The sequence below is a fragment of the Streptomyces purpurascens genome (assembly GCF_045040895.1).
In the GTDB taxonomy this organism is placed as follows: domain Bacteria; phylum Actinomycetota; class Actinomycetes; order Streptomycetales; family Streptomycetaceae; genus Streptomyces; species Streptomyces purpurascens.
The window spans coordinates 622,372-649,279 of sequence record NZ_CP108341.1; the positions used below are offsets into that span (position 1 = coordinate 622,372).

The 26,908-nt window shown below is 70.8% G+C and carries 25 protein-coding genes and 3 pseudogenes; 8 read left to right on the top strand and 20 right to left on the bottom strand.

Going from position 1 to position 26,908, the window contains the following annotated elements; genetic code table 11:
• Positions 1-27 precede the first annotated feature (27 nt).
• From OHU35_RS02890 to OHU35_RS02955, 14 genes are all read right to left on the bottom strand, one after another.
• Positions 28-1,392, bottom strand: coding sequence for a glycosyltransferase 87 family protein (locus OHU35_RS02890; protein ID WP_308400973.1), 1,365 nt, complete (start codon positions 1,390-1,392; stop codon positions 28-30).
• Positions 1,389-2,783, bottom strand: coding sequence for a polyprenol phosphomannose-dependent alpha 1,6 mannosyltransferase MptB (mptB, locus tag OHU35_RS02895; RefSeq protein WP_405504456.1), 1,395 nt, complete (start codon positions 2,781-2,783; stop codon positions 1,389-1,391). The genes OHU35_RS02890 and mptB overlap by 4 nt, the downstream gene beginning before the upstream one ends.
• Before the next feature lie 183 nt (positions 2,784-2,966).
• Positions 2,967-3,899 carry a glutaminase gene (locus tag OHU35_RS02900; protein ID WP_189725184.1) on the bottom strand — a complete coding sequence of 311 codons (933 nt, stop codon included), beginning with the start codon at positions 3,897-3,899 and terminating at the stop codon, positions 2,967-2,969.
• A 36-nt stretch (positions 3,900-3,935) separates the two neighbouring features.
• Positions 3,936-5,348, bottom strand: a complete 1,413-nt coding sequence (aspA, locus tag OHU35_RS02905; protein WP_189725183.1) for an aspartate ammonia-lyase — start codon at positions 5,346-5,348, stop codon at positions 3,936-3,938.
• A 125-nt stretch (positions 5,349-5,473) separates the two neighbouring features.
• Positions 5,474-6,490: an asparaginase gene (locus OHU35_RS02910; protein WP_189725460.1), complete on the bottom strand. Its 1,017-nt coding sequence runs from the start codon at positions 6,488-6,490 to the stop codon at positions 5,474-5,476.
• A gap of 32 nt (positions 6,491-6,522) precedes the next feature.
• Positions 6,523-7,965 (bottom strand): amino acid permease, encoded by a 1,443-nt coding sequence (locus tag OHU35_RS02915; RefSeq protein WP_189725182.1) that lies wholly within the window; start codon positions 7,963-7,965, stop codon positions 6,523-6,525.
• Complete coding sequence (locus OHU35_RS02920) at positions 7,962-8,639, bottom strand: FadR/GntR family transcriptional regulator (protein WP_189725459.1); 678 nt, start codon at positions 8,637-8,639, stop codon at positions 7,962-7,964. The genes OHU35_RS02915 and OHU35_RS02920 overlap by 4 nt, the downstream gene beginning before the upstream one ends.
• 163 nt (positions 8,640-8,802) lie before the next feature.
• Positions 8,803-9,639 carry an undecaprenyl-diphosphate phosphatase gene (locus OHU35_RS02925; RefSeq protein WP_359894778.1) on the bottom strand — a complete coding sequence of 279 codons (837 nt, stop codon included), beginning with the start codon at positions 9,637-9,639 and terminating at the stop codon, positions 8,803-8,805.
• A 102-nt stretch (positions 9,640-9,741) separates the two neighbouring features.
• Positions 9,742-10,089 carry a fluoride efflux transporter CrcB gene (gene crcB / locus OHU35_RS02930; protein ID WP_189725180.1) on the bottom strand — a complete coding sequence of 116 codons (348 nt, stop codon included), beginning with the start codon at positions 10,087-10,089 and terminating at the stop codon, positions 9,742-9,744.
• Complete coding sequence (gene crcB, locus OHU35_RS02935; RefSeq protein ID WP_189725179.1) at positions 10,086-10,559, bottom strand: fluoride efflux transporter CrcB; 474 nt, start codon at positions 10,557-10,559, stop codon at positions 10,086-10,088. The genes crcB (OHU35_RS02930) and crcB (OHU35_RS02935) overlap by 4 nt, the downstream gene beginning before the upstream one ends.
• A 195-nt stretch (positions 10,560-10,754) precedes the next feature.
• Positions 10,755-11,714: an SMP-30/gluconolactonase/LRE family protein gene (locus tag OHU35_RS02940; protein WP_189725458.1), complete on the bottom strand. Its 960-nt coding sequence runs from the start codon at positions 11,712-11,714 to the stop codon at positions 10,755-10,757.
• Between the two features lie 50 nt (positions 11,715-11,764).
• A complete protein-coding gene (locus OHU35_RS02945) occupies positions 11,765-12,022 on the bottom strand; it encodes a helix-turn-helix transcriptional regulator (RefSeq protein ID WP_184595606.1) in 258 nt (85 codons plus the stop codon).
• A 159-nt stretch (positions 12,023-12,181) separates the two neighbouring features.
• Positions 12,182-13,741, bottom strand: coding sequence for an arabinogalactan endo-1,4-beta-galactosidase (locus tag OHU35_RS02950; RefSeq protein WP_189725178.1), 1,560 nt, complete (start codon positions 13,739-13,741; stop codon positions 12,182-12,184).
• Positions 13,742-13,849: 108 nt separating this feature from the next.
• Complete coding sequence (locus OHU35_RS02955) at positions 13,850-15,871, bottom strand: beta-galactosidase (protein ID WP_189725177.1); 2,022 nt, start codon at positions 15,869-15,871, stop codon at positions 13,850-13,852.
• A gap of 184 nt (positions 15,872-16,055) precedes the next feature.
• On the opposite strand from OHU35_RS02955, the gene OHU35_RS02960 reads away from it, so the two are divergent.
• From OHU35_RS02960 to OHU35_RS02980, 5 genes are all read left to right on the top strand, one after another.
• A complete protein-coding gene (locus OHU35_RS02960; protein ID WP_189725176.1) occupies positions 16,056-17,375 on the top strand; it encodes an ABC transporter substrate-binding protein in 1,320 nt (439 codons plus the stop codon).
• Entirely contained in the window at positions 17,372-18,298 is a 927-nt protein-coding gene (locus OHU35_RS02965) for a carbohydrate ABC transporter permease (RefSeq protein ID WP_189725175.1), read from the top strand. Before OHU35_RS02960 ends, OHU35_RS02965 begins: the two co-directional genes overlap by 4 nt.
• A complete protein-coding gene (locus OHU35_RS02970) occupies positions 18,295-19,209 on the top strand; it encodes a carbohydrate ABC transporter permease (RefSeq protein WP_189725174.1) in 915 nt (304 codons plus the stop codon). Before OHU35_RS02965 ends, OHU35_RS02970 begins: the two co-directional genes overlap by 4 nt.
• Positions 19,206-20,237, top strand: a complete 1,032-nt coding sequence (locus tag OHU35_RS02975) for a LacI family DNA-binding transcriptional regulator (RefSeq protein WP_189725173.1) — start codon at positions 19,206-19,208, stop codon at positions 20,235-20,237. Before OHU35_RS02970 ends, OHU35_RS02975 begins: the two co-directional genes overlap by 4 nt.
• A 95-nt stretch (positions 20,238-20,332) precedes the next feature.
• The gene (locus tag OHU35_RS02980; protein WP_189725172.1) at positions 20,333-20,722 is read left to right on the top strand and encodes a MarR family winged helix-turn-helix transcriptional regulator; all 390 of its coding nucleotides are present in this window, start codon (positions 20,333-20,335) and stop codon (positions 20,720-20,722) included.
• 30 nt (positions 20,723-20,752) lie between these two features.
• Here OHU35_RS02980 and OHU35_RS02985 read toward each other — a convergent pair whose 3' ends face one another.
• The 3 genes from OHU35_RS02985 to OHU35_RS02995 all read right to left on the bottom strand — a co-directional run bounded on the left by OHU35_RS02985 (position 20,753) and on the right by OHU35_RS02995 (position 22,292).
• On the bottom strand, positions 20,753-21,154 hold the full coding sequence (locus tag OHU35_RS02985) for an SseB family protein (protein WP_184595591.1): 402 nt from the start codon (positions 21,152-21,154) through the stop codon (positions 20,753-20,755).
• 116 nt (positions 21,155-21,270) lie between these two features.
• The gene (locus OHU35_RS02990) at positions 21,271-21,798 is read right to left on the bottom strand and encodes a hypothetical protein (protein WP_405504463.1); all 528 of its coding nucleotides are present in this window, start codon (positions 21,796-21,798) and stop codon (positions 21,271-21,273) included.
• Entirely contained in the window at positions 21,744-22,292 is a 549-nt protein-coding gene (locus OHU35_RS02995; protein ID WP_229873015.1) for a hypothetical protein, read from the bottom strand. Before OHU35_RS02995 ends, OHU35_RS02990 begins: the two co-directional genes overlap by 55 nt.
• 396 nt (positions 22,293-22,688) lie before the next feature.
• On the opposite strand from OHU35_RS02995, the gene OHU35_RS03000 reads away from it, so the two are divergent.
• Positions 22,689-23,531 (top strand): arginase family protein, encoded by an 843-nt coding sequence (locus tag OHU35_RS03000; RefSeq protein WP_189725171.1) that lies wholly within the window; start codon positions 22,689-22,691, stop codon positions 23,529-23,531.
• A 62-nt stretch (positions 23,532-23,593) separates the two neighbouring features.
• Here OHU35_RS03000 and OHU35_RS03005 read toward each other — a convergent pair.
• Positions 23,594-24,103 (bottom strand): annotated as a pseudogene (locus OHU35_RS03005) (Type 1 glutamine amidotransferase-like domain-containing protein); the annotation flags it as partial.
• A gap of 53 nt (positions 24,104-24,156) precedes the next feature.
• Between OHU35_RS03005 and OHU35_RS03010 the strand changes: the two are divergent.
• Positions 24,157-25,119, top strand: coding sequence for an SDR family NAD(P)-dependent oxidoreductase (locus tag OHU35_RS03010; RefSeq protein ID WP_405504466.1), 963 nt, complete (start codon positions 24,157-24,159; stop codon positions 25,117-25,119).
• Positions 25,120-25,125: 6 nt separating this feature from the next.
• On the opposite strand, the pseudogene OHU35_RS03015 reads toward OHU35_RS03010, so the two are convergent.
• Together OHU35_RS03015 and OHU35_RS03020 are read right to left on the bottom strand one after the other, a co-directional pair.
• A pseudogene (locus OHU35_RS03015) lies at positions 25,126-25,345 on the bottom strand (transposase family protein); the annotation flags it as partial.
• Positions 25,346-25,451: 106 nt separating this feature from the next.
• Positions 25,452-26,223, bottom strand: a pseudogene (locus OHU35_RS03020) (transposase family protein).
• Between the two features lie 161 nt (positions 26,224-26,384).
• On the opposite strand from OHU35_RS03020, the gene OHU35_RS03025 reads away from it, so the two are divergent.
• Positions 26,385-26,900: a DinB family protein gene (locus OHU35_RS03025; RefSeq protein ID WP_189725169.1), complete on the top strand. Its 516-nt coding sequence runs from the start codon at positions 26,385-26,387 to the stop codon at positions 26,898-26,900.
• The last annotated feature ends 8 nt before the right edge of the window (positions 26,901-26,908 follow it).

Below are 26,908 nucleotides of genomic sequence, written 5' to 3' on the forward strand. Positions count from 1 at the left end.
CCCTCAGCAGGGCGGCGGGGCCGCCGTCTACGAGGAGGCGCGCTCACTGCTCGACTGGGGGTTCCGGTCGGCCGCGAGGGTCGAACCGGTGGGCTCGCTCGAGGCCCCGCGGGCCCCCGCGCGGCCGGGGGCGACGACGCTGCCCGCGGCCGCCGCCGCGGCCGTGCCTGAGGAACCCGGCTCCGCCTGGACCGAGGCGGGGCTGATCGTGGGTGCTGTCGGGCTGGGCGCGGCGGTCGTCGTGCTGGTGCTGCGGCTGCCGGTCCGCCGGTCCGAAGGGAGTTGACCGACCGGCAGCCACAGCAGCAGGCCCAGGGTGATCCAGGCGTAGGTGTTGCTGCCCAGGAACCCGTCGACGCCGGACGCGTCGTCGAACCACAGCCACACCACGCTGGTGCACAGCACGGCGTACAGGGCGCCCGCGATCCGCGGGTGCCCGGTACGGATCAGCACGGCGAAGGACGGCAGCAGCCACACCAGATGGTGCACCCAGGTGATCGGGCTGACGAGACAGGCGGCCAGGCCGGTCAGGGCGAACGCGGACGTCCAGTCCCCCGCGGCGACCGCCCGCCGCACCCGCAGCGCCCACACACCGAGGATGAGCAGGACCGCCGCCGCCCACACCGCCCGGTCCGGTTCGCCGAGCCGGGCCAGGATGCCCTGCACCGACTGGTTCGAGACGTAGCCGAGGCGCCCGACCCGGCTGGTGTCCCACAGGGCGTCCGTCCAGTAGAAGCGCGAGGCGTCCGCGTCGCCCCAGGCCGCCAGGGCCGTGGCCCCGAGGGCGACGGCCGTGGCGAGAGCCGCCGCGCGCCACCGCCGGGCCACCAGCAGCAGCCCGATGAACAGCGCCGGCGTGAGCTTGATCGCGGCCGCGATCCCGATGCCGATGCCCGCCCTGCGTCCGCGTCCGGTGGCGAGCAGCGCCGCGTCGGTGAGCACGAGAGCCAGCAGCAGGAGGTTGACCTGACCGAAGCTGAAGGTGTCGCGGAGCGGTTCGAACAGTGCGAGCAGGCAGGCGATCAGGGCCCAGCCGTACCAGCCGTGGCGCCGCCACTCGGGGCCGGTGAGCAGGCGCAGGATCACGGCCAGGGCCGCCAGGTTGAGCAGCAGGGCCGCGGCGATCGCGGTGCGCAGGTCCAGCAGGGCCATCGGCAGCATGGCGACCGCGGCGAACGGCGGGTAGGTGAAGCCGTATGTCGTGCCGGGCACCCGGTAGTCGTAGATCCGGCCGCCGTGGTGGACCCAGGTGTCGATGCTGCCGTAGTAGACGCGCAGGTCGAACCAGTCGCGCAGCAGGGGCACGGTGGCGGTGAAGACGGTCACCGCCGTGGCGAGGGCGAGCAGGAGCAGCAGTCGTCCGCGGTCGGTGCGCGGCGGGGCCGGGGTCATGCCGCGCGCTCCAGCGCCGGGGCGAGCTCGGCCTGGCGGGCCTGCCACAGCACGACGACCGCGAGCGCGCCGCCGGAGACGGCGAGGACGAGTTGCCCCGTGTCCGCCGCGGCGCCGCTGGGCAGGACGCAGAGCGCGAGCACACCGGTCACGGCCGCCGTGCGGTGGCGCACGGACGTGCTGGGCGCGGCGGCGGCGATGAGGAACAGGCCCCACAGGGCGTACCAGGGGCGGATCGCGGGGCCGAGCGCGGCCACCGCAGCGAGGCTCAGGCCGAGCGCGTAGACCGGTCGTGGGCGCAGCCGGAGCCATATCAGCACGACCGCGACGACGGCCGCCGCGATACCGAGCGCGTGCCAGACGGGGATCGCCAGGGGCGCGAGATCGCTGCCCAGGTGTTCCAGCAGGGCCCGGGTGGCGCGGCCGAGCAGGGTGGTCAGGGCCCAGTTCTGGGGTGAGACCGGGGTGTTCAGGGCGCCGATCCAGCCGTATCCGGTGCCGGCCACGGCCGTGGCCGCGATGGTCGTCCCCGCGGCAGCGACGGTGGTGGTCACGAGGGCCTTCGCCGGACTGCGGCCCGCGCGGACCTGGAGGACGACGACGGCGGCGAGGCCGAGCACGGCGGGCGCCTTGACCAGGGCGGCGAGCGTGACGAGGACGGCGCCGAGGACCGGCCACCGGCCGAGCGCCGCCACCAGGCCGACGCCGAGCAGGCCGAGCATGACGGCGTCGTTGTGGGCGCCCGCGACCAGGTGCAGCAGGACGAGCGGGTTGAGGGCGCCCAGCCACAGCGCGGCGGACGGATCGGCGCCGCTGTGGCGGGCGAGCCGGGGCAGTGCGGCCGCCATCAAGGCCACGCCGGCGAGGGCGACGAGCCGCATCCCGAACAGCCCGGCGGGCAGTTCACCCCGCGTCAGAGCGGACAGGGCCGCCGCGACGGCGAGGAACACCGGGCCGTACGGGGCTCCGGTGTGCCGCCAGAGCGGGGCGACCTCGTCGGCGAGCGGGCCGCCGAGCTGGGACGGGCCGTGCGCGTACACGTCCAAGTGCGCGTCGACCATCGCCCCCTGGGCGAGGTAGCTGTAGACGTCCCGGCTGAACAGCGGCGGGGCGAGCAGCAACGGTGCCGCCCAGACGACGAGGACGAGCAGCAGGGCTCGGGGAGTGGGCGGCCGAGGCCCGCGCACCAGCCGGCCCAGCAGCACCCAGGCCGCGATCAGCAGGACGACGCCGAAGTACACACCGACCAGACCGAGGGCCGCGCCGGCGGAGGCCGGGTGGAGGAGGTCCCGTACGGGCAGGGCGCCGGCCGTCTCACCGCCCGCCGCGAGGAAGGCGGTACCGGCCAGACCGAGTATCTGGCAGCGGCGGAGATCGACGGGGAAAGCCATGGCCAACACTCAGTCAGGGTGTCGACGTCGGATGGCCGGAAGCTGACGGGGTCTGTTCCAGGAGGAAGCGGCAGTGTGACCGGCCGGTGATCAGGCGCGGGCCGGTGGGGGCTTGTCGCGCCCACGCGGCGGAGCCGCACATCGATACAGCCCCGCGCCCGTGAGGGGCGCGGGGAACCGCCTTCAGAAGACGGAAAGGCCTGTCAGCGTCGTGAATCGGTCGAGGGCCGCCATGCCCGCCACCGAGTTGCCGCGCTCGTCCAGGCCCGGGCTCCACACGCACAGCGTGCAGCGGCCCGGGACGACGGCGATGATGCCGCCGCCCACGCCGCTCTTGCCGGGCAGCCCGACGCGGTAGGCGAAGTCGCCCGCCGCGTCGTACGTGCCGCAGGTCAGCATGATCGCGTTGATCTGCTTGGCCTGGCTGCGGGTGAGCAGTCGGGTGCCGTCGGCGCGGACGCCGTGGCGGGCCAGGAAGCTCGTGGCGAGGGCGAGGTCGGCGCAGGACGCGGTGATCGAGCACTGCCGGAAGTACTCGTCGAGCAGGACCGGCACCGGGTTGTCGATGTTGCCGTAGGAGGCCATGAAGTGGCCGAGGGCGGCGTTGCGGTCGCCGTGCGCCGTCTCGGAGGCGGCGACCTCCTCGTCGAAGCTCAGGTCCGGGTTGCCGCTCTCCGTTCTCAGGAACGCCAGCAGTTCGCCCGAGGCGTCGCCGGTACGGGTGTGCAGCCGGTCGGTGACGACCAGGGCGCCCGCGTTGATGAACGGGTTGCGCGGGATGCCGTTCTCGTACTCCAGCTGGACGAGGGAGTTGAAGGGGTTGCCGGAGGGCTCACGGCCCACGTGCTCCCACAGGGCGTCGCCCTCGCGGGCCAGGTCGAGGGCGAGGGTGAAGACCTTGGTGAGGGACTGCGCGGAGAACGGCTCCCGCCAGTCCCCCACGCCGTACACCGTGCCGTCCGGTTCGGCGACGGCCATGCCGAACCGGCGCGGGTCGCGGGCCGCGAGCGCGGGGATGTAGTCGGCGGGCCGGCCGCGGCCGGGGGTCCGCTCGATCTCCTCGGCGATGCGCTCCAGGACCGGCTGGAAGGTCGTCGACGCTGTCATGATCACCATTGTCCCTCCGTGCCGGTCCCGGTGCGCTCGGCTGGGTCAGGCCGTCGGAGCCGGGCCGCTGCCCGCCAGGACCTCCGGGCGCAGCAGGCCGGCGAGTGTCTCGGCGGGCAGCAGGCCCTTCTCCAGGACGAGTTCGGCGACGCCCCGGCCGGAGACGAGGGCCTCCTTGGCGATGTCGGTGGCGGCGGTGTAGCCGATGTGCGGATTGAGGGCGGTGACCAGGCCGATGGAGTTCTCGACGGTGGCGCGCAGCGCCTCGGTGTTGGCGGTGATGCCGGCCACGCAGCGTTCGGCGAGGGTGAGGCAGGCCGCGCGCAGATGGGTGATGGACTCCGACAGGGAGTGCAGGATGATCGGCTCGAAGGCGTTGAGCTGGAGCTGTCCGGCTTCGGCGGCCATCGTGATGGTGACGTCGTTGCCGATCACCTCGAACGCGACCTGGTTGACGACCTCGGGGATCACCGGGTTGACCTTGCCGGGCATGATGGACGAACCGGCCTGTACCGGCGGCAGGTTGATCTCGTTGAGGCCGGCGCGTGGGCCGGAGGACAGCAGCCGCAGGTCGTTGCAGCTCTTGGAGAGCTTGACCGCGATGCGCTTGAGCACGCCCGACATCTGGACGAAGGCGCCGCAGTCCTGGGTCGCCTCGACCAGGTTGGCCGCGGTCACCAGGGGCAGGCCGGTGAGGGCCGCCAGGTGGCGGCGGGCCGCCTCCGCGTATCCGGCGGGGGCGTTGAGGCCGGTGCCGATCGCCGTGGCGCCGAGGTTGATCTCATGGATCAGCTCGACGGCCTCGGCAAGACGGGACCGGTCCTCGTCGATCATGACGGCGTACGCGGAGAACTCCTGGCCGAGCGTCATCGGGACCGCGTCCTGCAACTGTGTACGGCCCATCTTGAGCACGTCGTGGAACTCGACGGCCTTGCCGGCGAAGGTGTCCTGCAGGACGGACATCGCCGAGAGCAGCCCGCGCACCGCGAACACCGTCGCGATCTTGACGGCGGTCGGGTAGACGTCGTTGGTGGACTGGCCGAGGTTGACGTCCTCGTTCGGGTGCAGGTACTGGTACTCGCCCTTGGCGTGGCCCAGCAGTTCCAGTGCCCGGTTCGCCACGACCTCGTTGGCGTTCATGTTGGTGGACGTGCCGGCGCCGCCCTGGACGACGTCGACCACGAACTGGTCGTGCAGCTCGCCGTCGCGGATCTCGCGGCAGGCGGCGACGATGGCGGCGGCCTTCTTCGGGTCCAGCAGGCCGAGTTCCTCGTTGGCGAGGGCGGCGGCCTCCTTGACGGCTGCGAGGGCGTCGATCAGATGCGGGTAGGCGGAGATGGGCGTACCCGTGATGGGGAAGTTCTCCGTGGCGCGCAGGGTGTGGACACCCCAGTACGCCTCAGCGGGGACGTCTCGGTCGCCGAGCAGATCGTGTTCGGAGCGGGTGACGGCGGTCATGAGAGTTCTTTCTGAGGGGAGGGGTGAGTACGCGCCCCGAAAGGGGCGCGGGGAACTGCGCGATCAACCACAACCGGCCCGCAGACCGGCGCCGCCCGCAGTCCCCCGTCGGGTCCGGCGCAGGGTCACATGTCGGCCGTCGCAAGAAGAGGATCCAGCGCACGAACGGGTCGCACACACCCCACCGGCTCCCCTCCCCCGAGCAGCGGCTCGCCCGCGAACTCCGCGAGCAGGCCCGGGTCGACGCCCGCCCGGGCCAGCGCGGCGGCGGCCACCGGCACCCGCGCCCGGTTCGCCCCGTCGGAGATCTTCACAGCGACGGCCCGCCCGTCAGGCAGGGCGGCGACCTGCACGCCCTCGAAGCCGTCCTTGGTGAGCAGCCCGGGCACGGCCCGCATCAGCGCGGCGACGTCCCGGCCGGAGCCGGAGGCCATCTCGGCGTGCTCGCGCATCGCGTCGGCCACCCGGGCCTCGGGCGTCCCCGGCGCCGCCGTGGTGATGCGGGCGGTGGCGCGGGCGAGGCCGTGCAGGGAGACGGAGAACAAGGGCGCGCCGCAGCCGTCGACGGTCACGCGGGCGATGCGCTGCCCGGTGAGGTCCTCGACGATCTCGGCGATGGCCTGCTGGAGCGGGTGGCCCGGGTCGAGGTAGTCCTCCAGGGACCAGCCGTTGAGCAGGCAGGTGTAGAGCATGGCCGCGTGCTTGCCGGAGCAGTTCTGCGCGAGCCGTGAGGGCATCCGGCCCTCACGCACCCAGGCGTCCCGGACGACCGGGTCGTACGGCAGATCCGGGACGTTGCGCAGTTGGCCCTCGGTGAGCCCGGCGAGTTCGAGGATGCGCCGGGAGCCGGCGAGGTGGCGTTCCTCGCCGGAGTGGCTGGCCGCGGTCAGCGACAGCAGCTCGCCGTCGAGCGGGAGCCCGGCCCGCACCATGGCCACGGCCTGGAGGGGCTTGACCGCAGAGCGCGGGTAGAAGGCGGCCTCGATGTCGCCGAGCTGGAGCTGTACCTCTCCGTCGGCGCCGAGGACGACGACGGAGCCGTAGTGGATGCCTTCGACGATCCCACCGCGGATGAGGTGGGCGACGGGGGCGTGGACGGGTTCGCGGACAAGGGGTGCGTCCGCAAGGGAACTGCTGTACATCACTGCCTGCTTCTCGGGGAGCGACGCGTCGGTCACGCATCGGCTCCGGTGGTGGACTTGCGTGCGACACGGCCGCGGATGCCGAACCATCCGACGACCAGTGCCCCGACGATCAGCGGCAGGCACAGCACGGTGGTGCGTCCCGCGCCGCCGTCGGCGTACATGAGGACCAGGACGGAGGCGAGGAACGCCAGCGTCACGATCTCGGTCCAGGGGGAGCCCGGGAGCCGGTAGTCCGGGCGGGTCAGCTCGCCCTTCTGGGTCTTCTGCCAGAAGAGGAGGTGACAGATCATGATCAGGCCCCAGGTGGCGAGGATGCCGATCGCGGCGAAGTTCAGCACGATCTCGAACGCCTCGGCGGGCACCACGAAGTTGAGGCCGACGCCCAGGACACAGACGCCGCTGGTGAGCAGGATGCCGCCGTAGGGGACCTGGCTGCGGCTCATCACGGAGGTGAACTTGGGCGCGGATCCGGCCATGGCCATGGAGCGCAGGATGCGGCCGGTGGAGTAGAGGCCGGAGTTGAGGGAGGACATCGCCGCGGTGAGGACGACGAGGTTCATCACGTCGCCGGCCGCCGGGATGCCGATGTTGCCCAGCACGGTGACGAAGGGGCTCTCGCCGGCGGTGTACTTGTTCCACGGCAGCAGCATCGACAGCAGGACGACCGAGCCGACGTAGAACAGGCCGACGCGCCACATGATCGAGTTGATCGCCTTCGGCATGATCTTCTCGGGGTTCTCGGTCTCACCGGCGGCGACGCCGACCAGCTCGACGGAGGCGTAGGCGAAGACGACGCCCTGGATGATCAGCAGCATGGGCAGCAGGCCGTTCGGGAAGACGCCGCCGCTGTCGCTGATGAGGGACGGGCCGGGGCTGTGGCCGTCGACGGGGTGCTGGGTGACCAGCAGGAAGATGCCGATGCACATGAAGAGGACGAGCGCGCCGACCTTGATGATCGCGAACCAGAACTCCAGCTCGCCGAAGATCTTCACCGAGATCAGGTTCACGGTGAGCACCACGGCCAGCGCGATGAGCGCTATCACCCACTGCGGGATGTCGGAGAACATGCCCCAGTAGTGGGTGTAGGTGGCGACGGCGGTGATGTCGGCGATGCCGGTGGTCGCCCAGTTCAGGAAGTACATCCAGCCCGCGGTGTAGGCGCCCTTCTCCCCCATGAACTCACGGGCGTACGACACGAAGGCGCCGGAGGAGGGCCGGTACAGCACGAGTTCGCCGAGGGCGCGCACGACGAGGAAGGCGAAGAGGCCGCAGACCGCGTAGGCGATGAAAAGAGAGGGGCCGGCGTCGGCCAGACGGCCGCCGGCACCGAGGAAGAGGCCGGTGCCGATCGCGCCGCCGATGGCGATCATGTTGACGTGCCGGGACTTGAGGGACTTGCTGTAGCCCTCGTCGCCGGCGTCGACATGGCTGGAACGTTTCTGCACATCGTCGTGCAGGGACTGCTCGCTCACGCCTCGGGTCCGCCTTCCATGGGGGTGTCCGTGCGCGGGGAACGCACGATGTCGGTGAGGGTCGTCTCGACACGGTCGAGGTGGTGGGCCATGGCCTCCACCGCGTCGTTCTCGGAACCGTCGATCAGCGCCTCGACGATCGCGCGGTGCTCGCGGTTGGACTGCTCGCGGCGGCCGCCCAGCTCGTTGAGGAAGGCGGACTGGCGGGCCAGCGCGTCCCGGATCTCCTCGATGACCCGGCGGAAGACCGGGTTCTGGGCGGCCTCGGCCACGGCGAGATGGAACAGCGTGTCCATGGCGACCCACGCGGTGGTGTCCGTCTCCTGTTCCATCCGGTCCAGGATGTGGGCCAGATGGTCGAGGTTCTCCGGGGTACGGCGCCGGGCCGCGTACCCCGCGACCGGGATCTCGACGTGGCGGCGCACCTCCAGCAGGTCGCTCGCCGCGTAGTCGCCGAAGGTGGGGTCCTCGACGGTGCTGGCGACGACGAAGGTGCCCTTGCCGGTCCTGGACACGGTCAGGCCCATGGTCTGCAGGGCCCGCAGGGCCTCGCGCAGCACGGGCCGGGAGACCTCCAGGGTGCGGCACAGCTCCGCCTCGGAGGGGAGCTTGTCGCCGATGGCGTACTCGCCTCGTTCGATGGCGTCGCGAAGGTGCGCCAGCACCGCTTCCATGGCACTGACGCGACGCAGGGGCTGTCCGGCTGTCCGGCTGTCTGACAGGTTCACGGTGGCGATCCTGCGGGGCGCGGGAGGTACCTGTCAAGAGGCCGAAAGGAAACGTTCAAGGGGCCGGAAGCCTGCGTTCAGGCGCCCGGCCCCTCACCTGTGCGGACGGTCAGCTGTGGATCACACCCGCTCCGAGCAGGCCGAAGAGCAGCACCCCGACGATGATCCGGTAGATCACGAAGGCGTTGAAGGAGTGCTTGGCGACGAACTTCAGCAGCCAGGCGATGGAGGCGTACGCCACGACGAACGACACGAGCGTGCCGGCCGCGAGCGGAGCCGCGCCCACCCCCGTGCCCAGGGCGTCCTTGAGCTCGTAGAGGCCGGCGCCGGTCAGGGCGGGGATGCCCAGGAAGAACGAGAGCCGGGTGGCGGCGACGCGGTCCAGGTCGAGGATCAGCGCGGTGGACATGGTGGCGCCGGAGCGGGAGAAGCCGGGGAAGAGCAGGGCGAGGATCTGGGAGCTGCCGACCAGCATGGCGTCCTTGAAGGAGGTGTCGTCCTCGCCGCGCTTGTGCCGGCCCATCTGGTCCGCCGCCCACATCACCCCGCTGCCGGCGATCAGCGAGCCGGCCACCACCCACAGCGAGGCGAGCGGGCCCTGGATGAGCGGCTTGGCGGCGAGTCCGACGGCGACGATCGGGATGGTGGCGTAGATGACCCACCAGGCGAACTTGTAGTCGTGGTGGTACCGCTCCTCGCGGTCGCGCAGGCCCCGCCCCCAGGCGGAGACGATCCGCACGATGTCCTTGAAGAAGTACACGAGCACCGCGGCGATCGCGCCGACCTGGATGACGGCCGAGAACCCGACCACGGCATGGTCGTCGACGGGGATGCCCATGAGCCCCTCGACGATCTTCAGATGGCCGGTGGAGGAGACGGGCAGGAACTCGGTCACCCCCTCGACGGCTCCGAGGACGACGGCCTGACCGACGCTGATGACGCTCATGGGATCCAGTTCTGCTCGGGGGGAAGCGGGAGCGGAGAGGACCGTCTTACTACACGCGGGCGAGAACGGATCTCATCCACGCGGCCGACACCCGCGCACGGCTCACATACGCGTGAGCGCGGCCCCCACGAACGCCGCCCCGAGGCCGGCCGCCACACTCGCCGCCACATTGACGGCCGCCTGGAGACGGGCCCCCGTCTCCGCCAGCCGCAGCGTCTCGTAGGAGAACGTCGAGTACGTCGTGAGGGCCCCGCACAGACCGGTGCCGAGCAGCAGCTGGAGGTGCGAGGCGGCACCGGTGAGCAGGCCGAGGACCAGGCAGCCGGTGACGTTCACCGTGAAGGTGCCCCAGGGGAAGCCCGAGCCGTGCCGGGACTGGACCGCCCGGTCGGTGAGGTAGCGGAGCGGGGCGCCGACGATCGCGCCGCCGATGACCAGCAGCCAGTTCACAACGACTCCTTACCCTTCGTGTCCGTCGTGCCCAGGGCCCAGCGGGCCGACCGGGCCCCGAGCCACACCGCCGTGAGGGCCGCGAGCGGGGTCGCCGCGAGGTAGGCCAGGCCGGTGCCGGCGTGGCCGCCCTCGAGCAGATTCCGGATGTCGACGGCGTACGTCGAGAAGGTGGTGAAGCCGCCGAGGACACCGGTGCCGAAGAAGGGCCGGACGAGGGGATGGACGGCCCGGATCTCGGTGACGACCACCATGAACACGCCGATCACGGCACAGCCGGCGACGTTCACCCAGAGGGTCGTCCAGGGGAAGCCGGCCGCGGCGGCGGGCCACCACAGGGAGGCCGCGTACCGGGCGGCCGCCCCCGCTCCCCCGCCGAGCGCCACCACGGTGACGACGGGCACCTGGGCACGCCAGGAAGGCGGACGTGGGGTGGGGGCCTGAACGCGCAGGCTCTCAGGGGCTGTCATGGGGCGTACGTCTCCTACTCGCCGGTGCCCGGGGTCGTGCGGGCGCGTGCCGTCGCAAGTAGGGACCGTTGGCGGCGTCCTCGCCGCGGTTCGGGTACGGCGGGCCCCACCGCCGCGCCGCGAGCGGTGTCGCGGCCGGGGTTCAGGTTAACCCCGGGCGGTGTTCCGGTGTCGCTGTCGAGCGGGTGGCCCGGGTCACTTCGGCGCGGGCGGCTCGCAGACGGCCACGCCGGGCTCCCAGATGCTGCCCAGCACCAGGTGCCCGTTCGCTTCGCACACGCTGGTGACCATGCGGTAGCCGGAGCGTCGGCGGGCGAGGTGGTGGATCACACGGCCCTCGTCGTCGAAGGCCAGCACGGCGATCGTGCCGGTGGGGCGGAACGGGGCGCGTACGGCCACGCGGGCGGCGGCGCGGCGGACCGCGGGTGCGCCGCGGTGGAGGAGGTCGAGGGGCGGGACGCGGGGTCCGGCCAGCGCGACCCAGACCGGTCCGTCCGGCGCGCCGCGCCAGAGGTTGTCGGGCATGCCCGGGAGGTTCTCGGCGAAGGGCTCGCTGCGTCCGGCCTCGGGCCCGGTGAGCCAGTGGCGGAGGAGCCGGCAGGCGCCGGTCTCGGCGACGACGAGGAAGGACTCGTCGGCGCCGACGGCGAGCCCGTTGGCGAACTGCAGTCCGTCCAGCACCACCTCGGGGGTGTCGTCGCCCGGCGCCAGGCGCAGCAGCCGTCCCGTTCCGACGTGCTCGACGATGTCGCCGATCCAGTGCTCCAGGGGGTGGCGGCGGCTGGAGACGGTGAAGTAGACGGTGCCGTCGGAGAGGGCCACGACGTTGCTGCAGAACCGCAGTGGCTCCCCCGCCACCGAGTCGGCGAGGATGCGGACCGTGCCGTCGCCGGTGTCGACGCGCAGCAGGCCGCGTTCGGCGTCGCACACCAACAGGTCGCCGTCCGGGAGGAGTTCCAGCCCCAGCGGCCTGCCGCCGGTCTCGGCGATCACCTCGGTACGGGCCGTGACCGGGTCCGCCAGACCGTCCAGACGCAGAATGCGGCCGTCCGCCACGCCGGTCAGCACACGGCCGCGTGGGTCGGCGACCACGTCCTCGGGGCCGTGGCCCATCGCGATGTAGTGGCGTGGGACGAGTGCGGGGGGACGGTCCATGGTGCGCATGCCCTTCATCCTCAGGGGGAGATACCGCTCTGCCGGGTCGCCTACCAGCCCTTTTCAAACATGCGGGCGACCTCGGCGATCCGCACCTCGTCGCGGTGGTAGTGCACTCGGCCCGCGGACCGGCTGGTGCGCAGCATGCCGGTGGCTTCGAGCAGCCGGAGGTGGGTGACGGCGACCGGGCGGGGCAGCGAGAACTTCTCGGCGACGGCGTCCGCGGTGACCCCACCCTCGGCGGGGCCGGGTTCCTTCAGCCAGGCCAGGATGCGCAGCCGCGTCTCGTCCGTGGGAGTCCTCAGCATGTCGTGCCCCTGCCTCGCGGCTCTCGCTCTCTTACCGCGTTCTTCCCACTGTCTCGCGGCTCAAGCCGCCGCGTCCGGCAGTCGGCATCGTTGACCGATACCGAACTGCCGTACGATCTGGCCAAGTTCGGGGCCGGGTGTCGCTCTGCCCCGGTGAGATCAGCGGTGGCGGAACCAGGACATCGACGAGAGGGCCCGGTCGTCGTAGCCGAACAGCGCCTGGTTCTCCCAGCCGTTGCCGGAGGAGGCGTCGGTCGGGTCCCAGCCGTTGCCGCCCACCGCGGTCCAGGTGGCCTCCCAGTAGAAGATGCCGAGGCCGCGGCCGTTCGGGACGGCCTCCACGATGCTCGCCACGTCGTTCATCCACCGGGTCTGGCCGGCCACGCTCGCCGGATAGCCGGAGACCAGCTCGTCAGCGGTGTCGATGATGTTCTCGTGCGCGTCCTCGCTGTCCAGGCGGAACGGGTAGGCGGTCTCGGCGACGTACACCGGCTTGCCGTAGCGGGAGGCCGCGTCGTCGAGGGTCGTCTGGAAGTCGGCCAGGGTGCCGTGCCAGTAGCCGTAGTACGACAGGCCGATCGCGTCGAACCTCACGCCGTTGGACCGCGCGCTGTCGAACCACCAGCGGGTGCCCTCCAGATCACCGCCCTCGGCGAGGTGCAGGGCGACGGTGGTGGTCGAGTTGACCGCCTTGACGGCGTCGTGGCCGGAGTTGAGCAGACCGGCCAGTTGCGTCCAGTTGGAGGTGGAGCCCTCGGTCCACAGCATGCCGCCGTTGATCTCGTTGCCCACCTGGACCATGTCGGCGGTGGTGCCCTGCGCCTTCAAGGCGTTCAACACGTCGTACGTGTGGTTGTACACGTCCGTCTTGAGTTGGCTGTACGAGTGTCCGGCCCAGGCGGCGGGCTTGTCCTGGCGGCCGGGGTCGGCCCAGAAGTCCGAGTAGTGGAAGTCGACCAGCAGCTTCATGCCCTGTGCCTTGACGCGCTTGGCCATGGCCAGGACTCGTGCCTTGTTGTTGTAGCCGTCGGCCGGGTTCACCCACACCTTGAGGCGCGCGTAGTTCATACCGGACGACTTGAGGACGGCCAGGGCGTCGCCGGCCGTTCCGGAGCTGTTGCGGTAGACGCCGCCCTTGGCCTCGCTCTTGGCCAGGGACGAGATGTCGGCACCCTTGATCGAAGTACCGGACGTGCCCGACGTGAAGGTCAGGTCGTCCACATTGATCCAGTTGCCGGGATTCGCGTCACTGTTGATGCTGATGGTGCATTGGTTGCCGGTCACATTGACCGGCACGACGATCCGGATCCACCCACTGGCGGAGACCGGCAGATCGGTGCGCTGCTCGGCGCCGCCGCAGTTCTTCAGCGCGATGTACGCGGACTTCTGTCCGCCGCCGGAGCGCACCCAGGCGGTGAGCTTGTACCGGCCGTTGGTGAGTCCGGACAGGTACTGCCAGGTCTCCGCCTTGTAGGCGGTGGAGGCCCAGTGGCTCAGGCGGTAGCTCCCGCCGTGGCCGCCGGACTCGACGAACGAGGCGCCGGTGTCGCCGTACTCGGACCAGCCGCTCGGCGTGGCCGCGCCCGAACCGTCGGTCTCGAAGCCTCCGTTGGTGAGGGTGCTCGCCGCCTGGGCGGTCTGGGCGGGCAGGGCGGTGAGGGCAAGCCCTGCGGCGAGCGGGAGCAGCAGGGCTCTGAGCGTGCGTCTGGGATGGAACATCGTCGTCCGTCGTCCCTTCGACGTCGGGGATGGGGGTGCCCCTCACAGCCGGTGAGGGGCCCCCTCCGCCCGCGGCTCGTGCGGCTCGCACGGGCGGAGGGAGTCGGTTCAGCCGTCGAGCCGGACGACCCGGACGGCTCCGGCCGGGACGGCCAGTCGGCCCGCGGCGCGTTCTCCGGTCAGCAGTTCGGTGCCCGGGGCCTCCAGCGGCACCTTGGTGTCCGAGCCGGTGTGGTTGACGGCGAACAGGTAGGTGCCCGACTCGCCGGTGCGGCGCACCACTTCGACGTCCCGGGGCAGGTCGGCGCGCGGGGCGAGGCGCGCGTCCTCGATCGCCAGGCCGAGCAGCGTGTCGAGGCCGTCGGTGCCGAGCCGGGTGGAGACGTACCAGGCGGTGCCCTCGCCGAGGCTGTGCCGGGTGACGGCCGGGTGGCCCGCGGTGAGGCCGTCGGCGTAGGTGCAGACGGTCTCGGCGCCGCGCGGCACCACGAACTCGGTCCACACGTCGGCGCCCAGTTCGGATCCGTCGGGGCCGGCGACGCGGACCCGTTCGCCGGGCAGCAGCGGTGAGAACTCCTCGACCGTGAGGCCGAGGACGTCCCGGAGCGGGCCCGGGTAGGCGCCCTCGTGGACGGCGTCGTGCTCGTCGACGATGCCGGAGAAGTACGAGACGACCAGCGTGCCACCGTTCTCGACGTAGTCCCTCAGGTTGTTCCCGGCCGTCTCCGTCATCAGGTACAGGGCCGGTACGACGACAAGGGGATACCTCGACAAGTCGGCTTCCGGGTGGGCGAAGTCGACGGTGAGGTGGTGGTCGTAGAGAGCCTCGTAGAAGGCGTCGGCGCGCTCGCGGGCGTCGTGGTCCTCGCTGGGGCGCCAGTCGAGGTTCTGCGCCCACCAGGAGTGCCAGTCCCACAGCACGGCCACGTCGGCCTCGGTACGGGTGCCGCGGATCTCGCTCAACGTCTCGACCGCCGCGCCGAGTTCGGTGACCTCGCGCCAGACGCGGGTGTCGGTGCCGCCGTGCGGGAGCATCGCCGAGTGGAACTTCTCGGCGCCGCGCCGGGACTGGCGCCACTGGAAGAACAGGGCGCCGTCGGAGCCGCGCGCCACATGGGCGAGGGAGTTGCGGGCCATCTGGCCCGGGGCCTTGGCGGGGTTGCGGGGCTGCCAGTTGACGCCCGAGGTGGAGTGCTCCAGGAGCAGCCAGGGGGCACCGCCCGCGACGGAGCGGGTGAGGTCGGCGGCCATCGCGAGGTTGACGTGGGTGCGGCGGCCGTCGGTGATCAGGTAGTGGTCGTTGGTGACGATGTCGACCTCGCGACCCCAGGCCCAGTAGTCGACGGAGTCGCACTGGCTCAGGGCCGTCATGAAGTTGGTGGTGACCGGGACGCCCGGCGAGAGGCGGTGCAAGAGGTCCCGCTCCGCCACGAAGTTCTCGCGCATGGTGGCGTCGGCGAACCGCTTGTAGTCCAGCGCCTGGCCCGGGTTGACGGACGTCGGGGTGAGCCGGGGCGGGTTGATCTGGCCGAAGTCCGCGTAGCGCTGGCCCCAGAAGGCCGTGCCCCAGGCCTCGTTGACGGCGTCGACCGTGCCGTACGTCGTCGCGAGCCAGCGGCGGAAGTGGGCGGCGCACGCGTCGCAGTAGCAGGCCGAGACGGGGACGCCGTACTCGTTGTGCACGTGCCACATCGCCAGGGCCGGGTGGTCGCCGTAGTGCTCGGCGAGCTTGGCGGTGATGGCCGCCGCGGCCGTGCGGTAGTCGGCGTTGCTGTGGCAGATCGCGGCGCGGGAGCCGAACTCGAGGCGCACGCCCTCCGGCGTCACCGGCAGGGCCTCGGGGTGGGCGCGGTAGAACCAGACGGGCGGGCAGACTGTGGGCGTACCGAGGTCGACGCGGATGCCGTTCGCGTGCAGCAGGTCGACCACGCGGTCGAGCCAGCCGAAGTCGTACACGCCGGGCGACGGCTCCAGCAGCGCCCAGGAGAAGATCCCGACGCTCACCATCGTGACGCCGGCCTCCCGCATCAGCCGGACGTCCTCCTGCCAGACGCTCTCCGGCCACTGCTCGGGGTTGTAGTCCCCGCCGAAGGCGAGCCTGGTGAGGCCCCTGGGGGTGGTCTCCGGCATGGATGGTCTCCCGGTCGATCGATCAATTGGGAACGTGCACACACAGCGGCGCAGTGCGGAGGCCAACATAACCGCACAGCAACAACCATTGACAAGTGTCCGGGATGTTTCTCTACTGTGAACGCTCACAGAAGCATGGCTGGTCTTCGCAGCAGGCGAGGACCCCAGGTCAGGGGAGAGATCCATGCCGTACACGAAGCGCCGCCGCCTCGTGAGAACCGCCGTCGCCGTCGCGCTCGGTGCCACCACACTCGCCGCCTGCGGGACGGAGTCCGCGGACAGCGAGACCGAGTCGGGTCCGGCGTCGCTGACGTACTGGACCTGGACGCCCGGCATGGACAAGGTCGTGGACCTGTGGAACAAGGGTCCGGGCAAGAAGGACCAGATCACCGTCACGGTGAAGAAGCAGGCGTCCGGCGACACACTGGTCACCAAGATCCTCACCGCGCACAAGGCGGGCAAGGCGCCCGACCTGGTGCAGGCGGAGTACCAGGCGCTGCCCACGCTGGTCAGCAATGACGCGCTCGCGGACATATCGAAGAACGTGGGCGACGCGCAGGGCAGCTTCGCCGACGGCGTCTGGCAGCAGACGACGCTGGGCACGGACGCGGTCTACGCGGTCCCGCAGGACATCGGGCCGATGATGTTCTACTACCGCGAGGACCTGTTCAAGGAGTACGGCCTGACGGTGCCGACGACCTGGGACGAGTTCGCCGAGACCGCCCGCAAGCTCAAGAAGGCGGCTCCCGACAAGGACCTGACCACCTTCTCCGCCAACGACTCCGGCCTCTTCGCGGGCCTCGCGCAGCAGGCGGGTGCCAAGTGGTGGACGACCTCCGGTGACCAGTGGAAGGTCTCCATCGACGACGCGGCGACCCAGAAGGTCGCGAAGTTCTGGGGCGGCCTGGTCGAGGAGGGCGCCGTCGACAACCAGCCGATGTACACGCCGTCCTGGAACAAGGCGCTCAACACCGGCAAGCAGATCGCCTGGGTCAGCGCCGTGTGGGCGCCCGGCACCCTGACCACGGCGGCTCCCGACACCAAGGGCAAGTGGGCCATGGCCCCGCTCCCCCAGTGGTCCGCGAGCGAGACCCGCACCGGCAGCTGGGGCGGCTCCTCCACCGCCGTGACCACGGACTCCAAGCACCAGGCGGCCGCCGCGAAGTTCGCCGCCTGGCTGAACACCGACAGCGACGCCCTCAACGCGCTGGCGAAGGAGAGCGGCATCTACCCGGCCGCGAAGAACGCCCAGACCAGCGGCGCCTTCCTCAAGCCGCCGGCCTACTTCGCGAACCAGGCCGACTTCTACACCAAGGCCGCCGACATCGCGGAGACCACGGCACCGTCTGCCTGGGGTCCGAACGTGAACGTCGCCTACACCACCTTCAAGGACGCCTTCGGCGCCGCCGCGAAGAACAAGTCCGACTTCGGCGCGGCCCTGAAGAAGATGCAGGACGACACCGTCGCCGACATGAAGAAGCAGGGCTTCGGGGTCGCTCGGTGAAAAGCACGGCACGCCGGCAGTCGTACGGGGTCAAGGGCGCCCCGTACGCCTTCCTCCTCCCTGCGGCACTCCTGTTCACCCTGTTCTTCGCCCTGCCGATCGGCTACGCGGTCTGGCTCAGCTTCCGCAAGGTGAAGGTCTCCGGCCTGGGCCTCGGCTCAGGGGCCCGCAAGGAGGTCTGGGCCGGTCTGGAGAACTATTCCGACGCCCTCACCGACAGCGAGCTGATGCAGGGGGCCCTGCGCGTGCTGGGCTACGGCTGCATCGTCGTACCCGTCATGCTCGGCCTCGCCCTGCTGTTCGCGCTGATGCTCGACTCCGAGAAGGTGCGGCTCGCGCCGTTCACCCGGCTCGCGATCTTCCTCCCGTACGCCATCCCCGGTGTGGTGGCGGCGCTGCTGTGGGGCTTCCTGTACCTGCCGGACGTGAGCCCGTTCTACTTCGTCCTCGACAAGCTGGGCATGCCGCAGCCGGACCTGCTGGACGGCGGGCCGCTGTTTCTGGCTCTCTCCAACATCGCGGTCTGGGGCGGCACCGGCTTCAACATGATCGTCATCTACACCTCGCTCCAGGCGATCCCGGCGGAGGTGTACGAGGCCGCGAGGCTGGACGGTGCCACACCGACGCAGATCGCGCTGCGGATCAAGATCCCGATGGTGGCGCCCTCGCTGGTGCTGACCTTCTTCTTCTCGATCATCGCCACGCTCCAGGTGTTCAACGAGCCGACCACCCTCAAGCCGCTCACCAACTCCGTGTCCACGACATGGAGTCCGCTGATGAAGGTGTACCGGGACGCGTTCGGCGAGGGCGACATCTACAGCGCCGCCGCGCAGGCCGTGATCATCGCCTTCGCCACGCTCCTGCTGTCCTTCGGCTTCCTGCGAGCCGCGAACCGTCGTCAGAAGCAGGAGGCAGCTCGATGAGTTCCAGTTCCCTTGCCGTCCCGAAGGCCCAGCCGGTGGCGGGCAGCACGTCCGGCACCGACCGGGGCCGCCCGCCGCTGCGCCGCCGGATCGCCCTGATCCCGACGGTCACCCTGCTCCTGGGAGCGGTCTACTGCCTGCTGCCGGTGGCCTGGGTGGTCATCGCGGCCACCAAGTCCGGACGTGAGCTGTTCTCCACGTTCACGTTCCTGCCGGGCTCGGGCTTCGCCGACAACGTCCGGGACCTGAGCGCCTACCGCGACGGCGTGTACTGGGCGTGGATGGGCAACTCCGCCCTGTACGCCGGGCTGGGTGCCCTGCTGTCGACCTGCGTGTCCGCGATCAGCGGCTACGCCCTGGCGACCTACCGCTTCCGGGGCCGCGAGGCGATCTTCAACGTGCTGCTCGCGGGTGTGCTGATGCCGCCGGTGATCCTGGCCGTCCCCCAGTACCTGCTGCTGGCCAAGGTCGACCTCACCGACTCCTACCTGTCCGTACTGCTGCCGCAGATCCTCTTCCCGTACGGCGTCTACCTCGCGCGGATCTACGCCGCCGCCGCTGTGCCCGCCGACGTGGTCGAGGCCGGGCGGATGGACGGGGCGAGCGAGTGGCGGATCTTCACGCGGATCGCGCTGCCGATGATGATCCCCGGCATGGTGACGGTGTTCCTGTTCCAGTTCGTGGCGATCTGGAACAACTTCCTGCTGCCGTACATCATGCTCAGCGACGACGAGAAGTTCCCGATCACGCTCGGTCTGTTCACGTTGCTGGAGCAGGGGGCCAACTCGCCGGCGCTGTACACGCTGGTGATCACGGGCGCGTTCCTCGCGGTGTTCCCGCTGGTCGCCCTCTTCCTGGTCATCCAGCGCTTCTGGAGTCTGGATCTGCTCTCCGGAGCCGTAAAGTCATGACCATGAACGCTGCGGGAGGCAGGCGCAGGCCGCCCACGATCCACGACGTGGCGCGCGAGGCGGGGGTCTCGCGCGGCACCGTCTCGCGGGTGCTCAACGGCGGCCACTACGTCAGCCCGGCTGCCCAGGAGGCGGTCAACGCGGCCATCCGCAGGACGGGTTACGTCGTCAACCGCCACGCCCGCTCCCTGATCACCGGGCGGTCCGACTCGATCGGCTTCCTGCTCACGGAGCCGCAGGAGCGGTTCTTCGAGGACCCCAACTTCAATGTCCTGCTGCGCGGCTGCACCCAGGCGCTCGCCGCGCACGACATCCCGCTGCTGCTGATGCTGGCGGGCACCGAGGACGAACGGCGGCGCATCACGCGGTACATCACCGCCGGGCATGTCGACGGGGTGCTGCTGGTCTCCAGTCACTCCGGGGACCCCGTCGCCGAGCAGCTGCGCGGGGCCGGGGTGCCGCTGGTGGCGTGCGGGAAGCCGATCGGGCTGGCCTCCAAGGTGAGCTACGTGGCCGCCGACGACCGCGACGGTGCCCGCGACATGGTGCGTCATCTGCTGTCGCTCGGGCGGCAGCGGGTGGGCATGGTGACCGGTCCGCTGGACACGCCGGGCGGTGTGGAGCGCCTCGCCGGCTACAAGGAGGTGCTCGCGGACTCGGGCCTGGAGTTCGACGAGCGGCTCGTCGTCTCCGGCGACTACAGCCGGGCCAGTGGCGAGGCGGGTGCCGAGCGACTGCTGGGGCAGGCCCCGGACCTGGACGCGGTGTTCGTCGCCTCGGACCTGATGGCCCAGGGGGTGCTGGCGGCGCTGCAGCGGGCGGGGCGGCGGGTGCCGCAGGACGTCGCGGTCGGCGGCTTCGACGACTCACCGGCGGCGCTGGGCGCCGTCCCGGAGCTGACGACCATCCGGCAGCCGTGGGACCGCATCAGCACCGAGATGGTGCGGGTGCTGCTCGCGCAGATCGGGGGCGAGGATCCGGCGGCGGTGATCCTGCCGACGGAGTTGGTGAAACGGGAGTCGACGTAGGTCCGGCCCCGGTCCCGGCCGACCCCGGAAGGACGTCACAAAAGACGCCACTCCATGCACAGTCATTGAACCTCGGACCGGTGTACCGTTCGGTTATGGCAGCGAAAACGGCTGGTGCGCGGCTCGAGGAACGGTGGCGGGACATCCTGTCGGCGCACGCGCGCACGATGTGCGAGATCGACCGGGCCCTGCATCCGCACGGCCTCGGCGCCTCCGATTTCGAGGTCCTGGACATGCTCGCGACCGCTGCGCCCGAGGAGGGCGAGCAGTGCCGGGTGCAGAATCTGGTCGGGCGGGTCCATCTGAGCCAGAGCGCGCTGTCGCGGCTGATCGCCCGGCTGGAGAAGGACGGTCTTGTGGCGCGTTCCGTGTGCGTGGAGGACCGGCGCGGCGTGTGGGTCGCTCTGACCTCCAGGGGCCGTGACCTGCACGCCGAGGTGCTGCCGCTGCAGCGGGCGGCGCTGGCCCGGACACTGGGCGCGTAAGAGGCCCAGGCCCGGACCGGGCCGATCGCCCTACGGACGTGCCAGCAGGGTGCGGACTCCCTCCGAGGTGAGCGTCAGGCGGTGCTCCGAGCTGCCGTCGATGGTGAGCGACAGGTCGTCGGCGGGCCACTGCGCGGCGAGGGCGCCGAGCGGCACCATGCGGTAGCGGGAGACGAACGGCAGCAGCCCGGCCATCTCCACCTCGGAGGTGAACACGGGCACCACCGGTTCGCCGCCCGGCTGCTCCAGCACCGGCAGCGCCACCGCGGAGGGGTTGGCGGCGTCGGCATCGTTCGCGTCGTCGGGCACGGGGATGAGCACGTCGCTGTCGGCGAGCGCGTTCAGAGCCGCCGCGTCCTCGGTGTTCTCGGCGAGGACGTCCAGAGCCCGCTGGGCGGGCGTGGGCGTGGGGTTGTTTGCAGGTGTCTCCATGGCAGATTCCCTGGTAGCGGCGGTCTTGCGGCCCACCCGGGACATGATCCGCCCCGGGCGCGGTCCTGCTCGCGTACCCGATCGTGGACGGGGCAATCCTGGTGGATCACTGAGGTTCAGGGGATCAGTGGGATCTGGCCGGAGGGCAGGCCGGGGCGGTCGCAGCCGACGCGCCTGGCCAGGGGTTCGGCCATGCCGGGGCCGATGTACGTCCAGTAGGTGGAGGCGTCCCGGAAGTAGCGCCGCATCCGCTCGCCGTCCCGGGCGTGCCGGGCGCCTGCCGTGCGGATGAGGGTGCCCTGAAGGAGGTCCCAGGCCATACGCCCGGCGTGCAGGAACATCAGCGCGAGGCGGTTGTCCTCGGCGACGGTGAAGGGGGCCTCCCCGGCGACATTACGGCGGCAGGCCTCCATCCACTGCTGAGCCGTCTGCTGGAGCGCGGCATGCGCGGTGTGGATGATGCCCAGGGATTCGCCGAGGTTGCGCTGGTAGTCGTGCAGGTCGGCGCGGGTGCGGTCGGGTTCCAGAATGAGCGGGCGGGCGGCGAGGATCCGGGCGTACTCGTCAGCGGCGGCGTACGCGGTGCCGATCATGATGGCGGCGAGTTCGCAGTGGAAGAAGCTCGGTGCCCGCCCGGCATACATGGGGTTGCCGTGCAGCTTCGAGCCGGGCTGCCGCCCTCGACGGGCAGGTCGAGCAGGCCGGTTCCGACCGTGTGGTGGGCGGGGATGCGGGCCTGTGCCATGCGGATGCTGTTGGATCCGCTGCCGCGCAGGCCGAGGACGCCGTGCCAGTCGTCGAGCACCGTCCAGACCTCGCGGGGTGCGCAGAACAGCACGAGCGGGCCCGGGGCGTCGCCGGGCTTCTCGGGGGCGCGCAGGGTCTGGCCGACGTAGTGCGTGGAGTAGGGGGCGCCGGAGGAGTAAGGCCAGGTGCCGTCGAGGATCACGTGGTCGCCGTCGGGCTGTGCGACGCCGACCGGTGCGAGGGTGGAGGCGGTGCGGAACTCCCCGTCGGCGCCGAAGATCTCGTCCTGCGCGCGTTCCCCGAAGGCCGACGCGACCTGCAGGACGTGGGCGGCGGTGAGGGACAGCGCCCAGCCACTGGAGGGACAGCCGCGTGCGACCTCGGTGACCACGCGACAGAAGGCGGGCAGGCCGAACTCGTACCCGCCGTAGCGGAGCGGCTGCAGCGCCCAGTGAACCCGGCCCGTGAGAAGTCCTCGTGGGTGGTCTGCGGGTAGTGCGTCAACCGCTCGATCTCCGCCTGTCGTTCGATCAGCGCGGGCCGCAACGCGATGGCTCGTTTCGACGAGTTCGGCTTCGGTCAGTCCGGGTTCGGGCGGGGCGATCACGGGTGTCACGGGTGTCTCCTGACGTGTGGGGACGTCGGTTCGTGACCGATCCGTGCCCGCGCCCCCGAAGCCGGAACCTGGTCGACCACGCCAAGGAGACAGCGGCTCAACGGGCGTGATGTGTAAGACCGCCGGGGCGACGGCATAGGCTGCGTAGATCATCATGGAAGGGGAACGCTCGTGTCTGGTCCAGTCGTACTGGAGGTCGCGCAGTGGCAGGGGTCGGGTGCCTCCACGGCCCGTCGGTTGGCCAGTGGTGCTGCCTGGCTGGCCGAGCTGATACCCGCAGGCCGGCGGCGTACGGTCACACTCGACAACTGCGTCGGCACCGCGCGGGGCGGCGTACGGAACGCCGATGTGCTGGAGCGCCATCTGCTGGCGGTGCGCGCGGCATTGGGCGACGTTCCGCCGGGCGCACGGCCAGTGATCATCGGCGGCGACTGCGGGGTCGACCTCGCCCCGATCGAGGCCGCGCTCTCCGCATTCGGGGACCGGCTGGCCGTGGTGTGGTTCGACGCGCACGCAGACCTCAACAGTCCGGAGTCGTCGCCTTCCGGAGCCTTCCACGGCATGGTGCTGCGCGCCCTCATCGGCGACGGGCCAGAGGGCCTGCGGCCCGCGCGGAGCCTGTCGGCCGACCGTGTGGTACTGGCGGGCGCGCGGTCACTGGACCCGGGTGAACAGGACCTTGTCGAGAGCCGCGGCATACGGCACCTCGGCGTCGAGCAGCTGACAGAACCAGGGCCGCTCCTGGCCGCAGTGCGCGCCACCGGCGCCGAGGCGGTGTACCTCCACATCGACCTCGACGTCCTGGACCCGCGGGTGTTCCCTGCCGTCGGCACACCCGAGCCCGGCGGACTCGGCGCAGAGGACCTGCTCGTGGCAGTGCAGGCGCTGACGCAGGAGTTCACCCTCGCCGGACTTGCGCTCACCGAGTACGAACGGACGGAAGCCGGCGGCGAGGAGGAGGCGGCGGTACTGCGGCGGATCGTCGACGGACTGTTCGGGCTCGACCGACACTGATCAGCGCCCTCTGCCGGCGCTCTCTCTCCCCCCCCCCACCAGCACAGTTCGGGGGTGAACGCCTACCGTGGCAGTGAGCTGGCAGGCCCGAGGACCCGGCAGGGCAGACCGTGCTCACGCGCCCCACCACTCCGGTCCGCCTCCACCCGGTACACCCCTGCTCGCGGATCCCGGGTGACGGCCTCCGTCGGCACACCCTCTGTGAAGAGCACTCCGGCCCCGTCCTCCACCGCCCAGCCCGCCGGCAGTCGCCCCGCCGCCACGGCCGCACGGTACGAGGGGCGCCGGCCCGGTTCACTGTCGTAGTGCGGGCAGACGGAGCCGGGCAGCAGTCCCAGGCCGTCGGGGAGGTACGTCAGCGGCCCGAAGGAGTCGGTGTGCGAGCCCTCGGCCCAGCAGTTGGCGCCGGCGCTGATGCCGCACAGCACCGTGCCGAGGTCGTAGGCCTCCCGCAGCAGCCGGTCCACACCGTGGGTGCGCCAGACCGCGAGGAGGTTGGCCGTGTTGCCGCCGCCCACGTACACGACGTCCTGGGCGAGCAGGAAGGAGCGCAGAGCGTCGTCGTCCAGCTCAGCCGTCGCCGGTCCTTGACCTAGAGCGCGGTCCAGCATCTAGCGTCCCCGTCATGACGACACCTCAGCACAAGATCGGATCGGGGTTCGGCGCCCGGAGCACCGCGGACGACGTCCTGAGCGGCATCGACCTGTCCGGCAGTACCGCGATCGTCACCGGTGGCTACTCGGGACTTGGCCTGGAGACAACCCGCGCCCTGGCGGGAGCCGGCGCCCGCGTCGTGGTCCCCGCCCGGCGACGGGCGGCCGCTCAGGAGGCGATCGAGGGCATGGACGGCGTCGAGACCGACGACCTCGACCTGTCCGACCTCGAAAACGTCCGCGGTTTCGCCGAGCGGTTCCTGACCTCGGGTCGCAACGTCGACATCGTGATCAACAACGCTGGGGTCATGGCCTGCCCCGAGACGCGGGTAGGCCCCGGGTGGGAGGCGCAGTTCGCCACCAACCACCTCGGCCACTACGCGCTGATCAACCATCTCTGGCCGGCGATCGCCCGCGGGGGCGCGCGCGTGATCGCCGTGTCCTCCGGCGCCCACGGCATCACCGGAGTGCGTTGGGACGACGTGCAGTTCGAGCGTGGCTACGACAGATGGCAGGCGTACGGACAAGCGAAGACGGCGAACGTGCTGTTCGCCGTACAGCTCGATGCGCTCGGCCGCGATGCCGGAGTCAGAGCGTTCGCGCTGCATCCGGGCAGCATCCTCACCCCGCTGCAGCGCCACCTTGCGAAGGCGGAGATGGTCGACGCCGGCTGGATCGACGAGAACGGCAACCCGACCGATCCCACCTTCAAGACGCCGGAGCAGGGCGCGGCGACGCAGGTATGGGCGGCGACCTCCCCCCAGCTGGCGGGCATGGGTGGCGTGTACTGCGAGGACTGCGACATAGCCGAGGCGGCCGACAACGGCTCGGAAGGCGGCGTGCACGCACACGCGACGGACCCCGAGCAGGCCGCGCGCCTGTGGGCGCTGTCGGCCGACCTCACGGGCGTCGACGCTTTCGCGGCGGCAACCTGAGGTGCCCCCGAACAACGGCGCCACCTGCCGCAACGTCAGGTTCGTGCGCCGGTACGTCGCCACCAGCAACGCCCGGTCCTCCAGCGGCAGCCGCCAGGGACGGGCCGCGCTGAACATCACCACCGCGACGCCGCACCAACGCCACCGGCCTGGCGAACTGCGACTCGGTCAGCCCGGAGAACGGCTCGATCCACTTCGGATCACTTGCTGAAATCACCCCACCCATGCCCAGCCGAATCACCAACCGTCCCACTGGTTACGGGACAACCTCTAAAGGGTGTTGCACAAGGCCGTGTTCGGGCAGGTCAGGGCTAGTGGAGGCAGTCCTCTGTTCATGACGCGAGGGCGAGGTTGTGCATGTGGGCGACGGCCTGAACTGCGTGGTGAAGTCCGTCGCCGCGTTGCCGGCAGTCGCGGAGGATCTTGTAGTTCTTCATCCGGCCGATCACATGCTCCACCCGCGCGCGGACCTTGCGGTGAGCCGCGTTGTCTTCTTCCTCGCCCGCCAGCAGGGCCCGATGAGGGCGTTTGCGGTGCGGGGTGACCATCCCGCAGTTGAGGTAGGCGCCGTCGCCCAGCACGGTCACGTCCTGGCAGTGCTCGGCCAGGCCGGAGGCACACCAGGCATGGGCGTCCGCGGTGGTGCCCGGCACCGGCCGGGCCGTCGCGATCACCAGACGTGTGTCGGCATCCACGATGACCTGCACGTTGGCCGAGAACCGGTAGTTGCGTGACGAAGAGCCCACGTGCCGGTCGCGGACCGGGACCAGGGTGCCGTCCACGATCCACAACCGGTCGGCCCCTTCAGCCGGACGGGAGACCGGCTCCAGTGCCAGCAGCGGACCGAGCCGCTGGATCACCCGGCACACGGTCGAGGAGGAGATCCCGAACAGCGGCCCGAGCTGTCGCATGGTCAGGTTCGTGCGGTAGTAGACGGCCACCAACAGCACCCGCTCGGCCAACGGCAGCGACCACGGCCGGCCTCGCAGCGTGCCGTTGCCGCCCCGCTCCCCGCACCACCTTCAGCAGCCCCGAAACCTGCGTCACCCGCAGCCCCGTGAACGTCTCCACCCACACCCGCTCAGCGCGTAAGACCCCGGCCATACAAGGAAGATGCCCAGCTCAGAGTCTTGTGCAACACCCTTTAGGGCCTGTCCGGCGGATCTTGCCGGGCCGACGTGCCCAAGGCGGATGAGGCAGTACTCGACGGGGTCGCGCTCATTAATCACTCGACCGCCCCTACGACCTGCGGGAGACTCCCCGCGATGACGCAACGAACCGATACGCCTCCCACCTGGGACGAGCGCACGCAGCTGATCACCTTCCTGGACTACGCCCGTGACACGGCGCGAGCCAAGTGCGAGGGCGTGTCTGTGGAAGACGCCCGCAGCGCCCCGCTTCCGAACTCACCGATGATGACCCTGTGTGGGCTGATCAGCCATCTGCGGTGGGTCGAGTACCACTGGGTCCAAGTGATGTTCCTGGGGGAGGAACCAGCGGGTCCGCTCACGTGGGCGAGTGACGGCGACCCCGACCCAGAGATGCGGACAGCTGTCGAGATCCCATTGCCCCAGCTTCTCGCCGAATATGAAGAGCAGAGCGACCGTTACCGTCGTCTGCTGTCCGACCACGACTTGAACTCAAGGGCCAAGCGCCCCATCAGCGACGGCCGCCACGTAGACCTCCGTTGGGTAATCCTCCACCTCATCGAAGAGATCTCTCGCCACAACGGGCATCTCGACATCGTGCGAGAGCTCGTCGACGGACGGACCGGCGTTTAGGTCCCTTC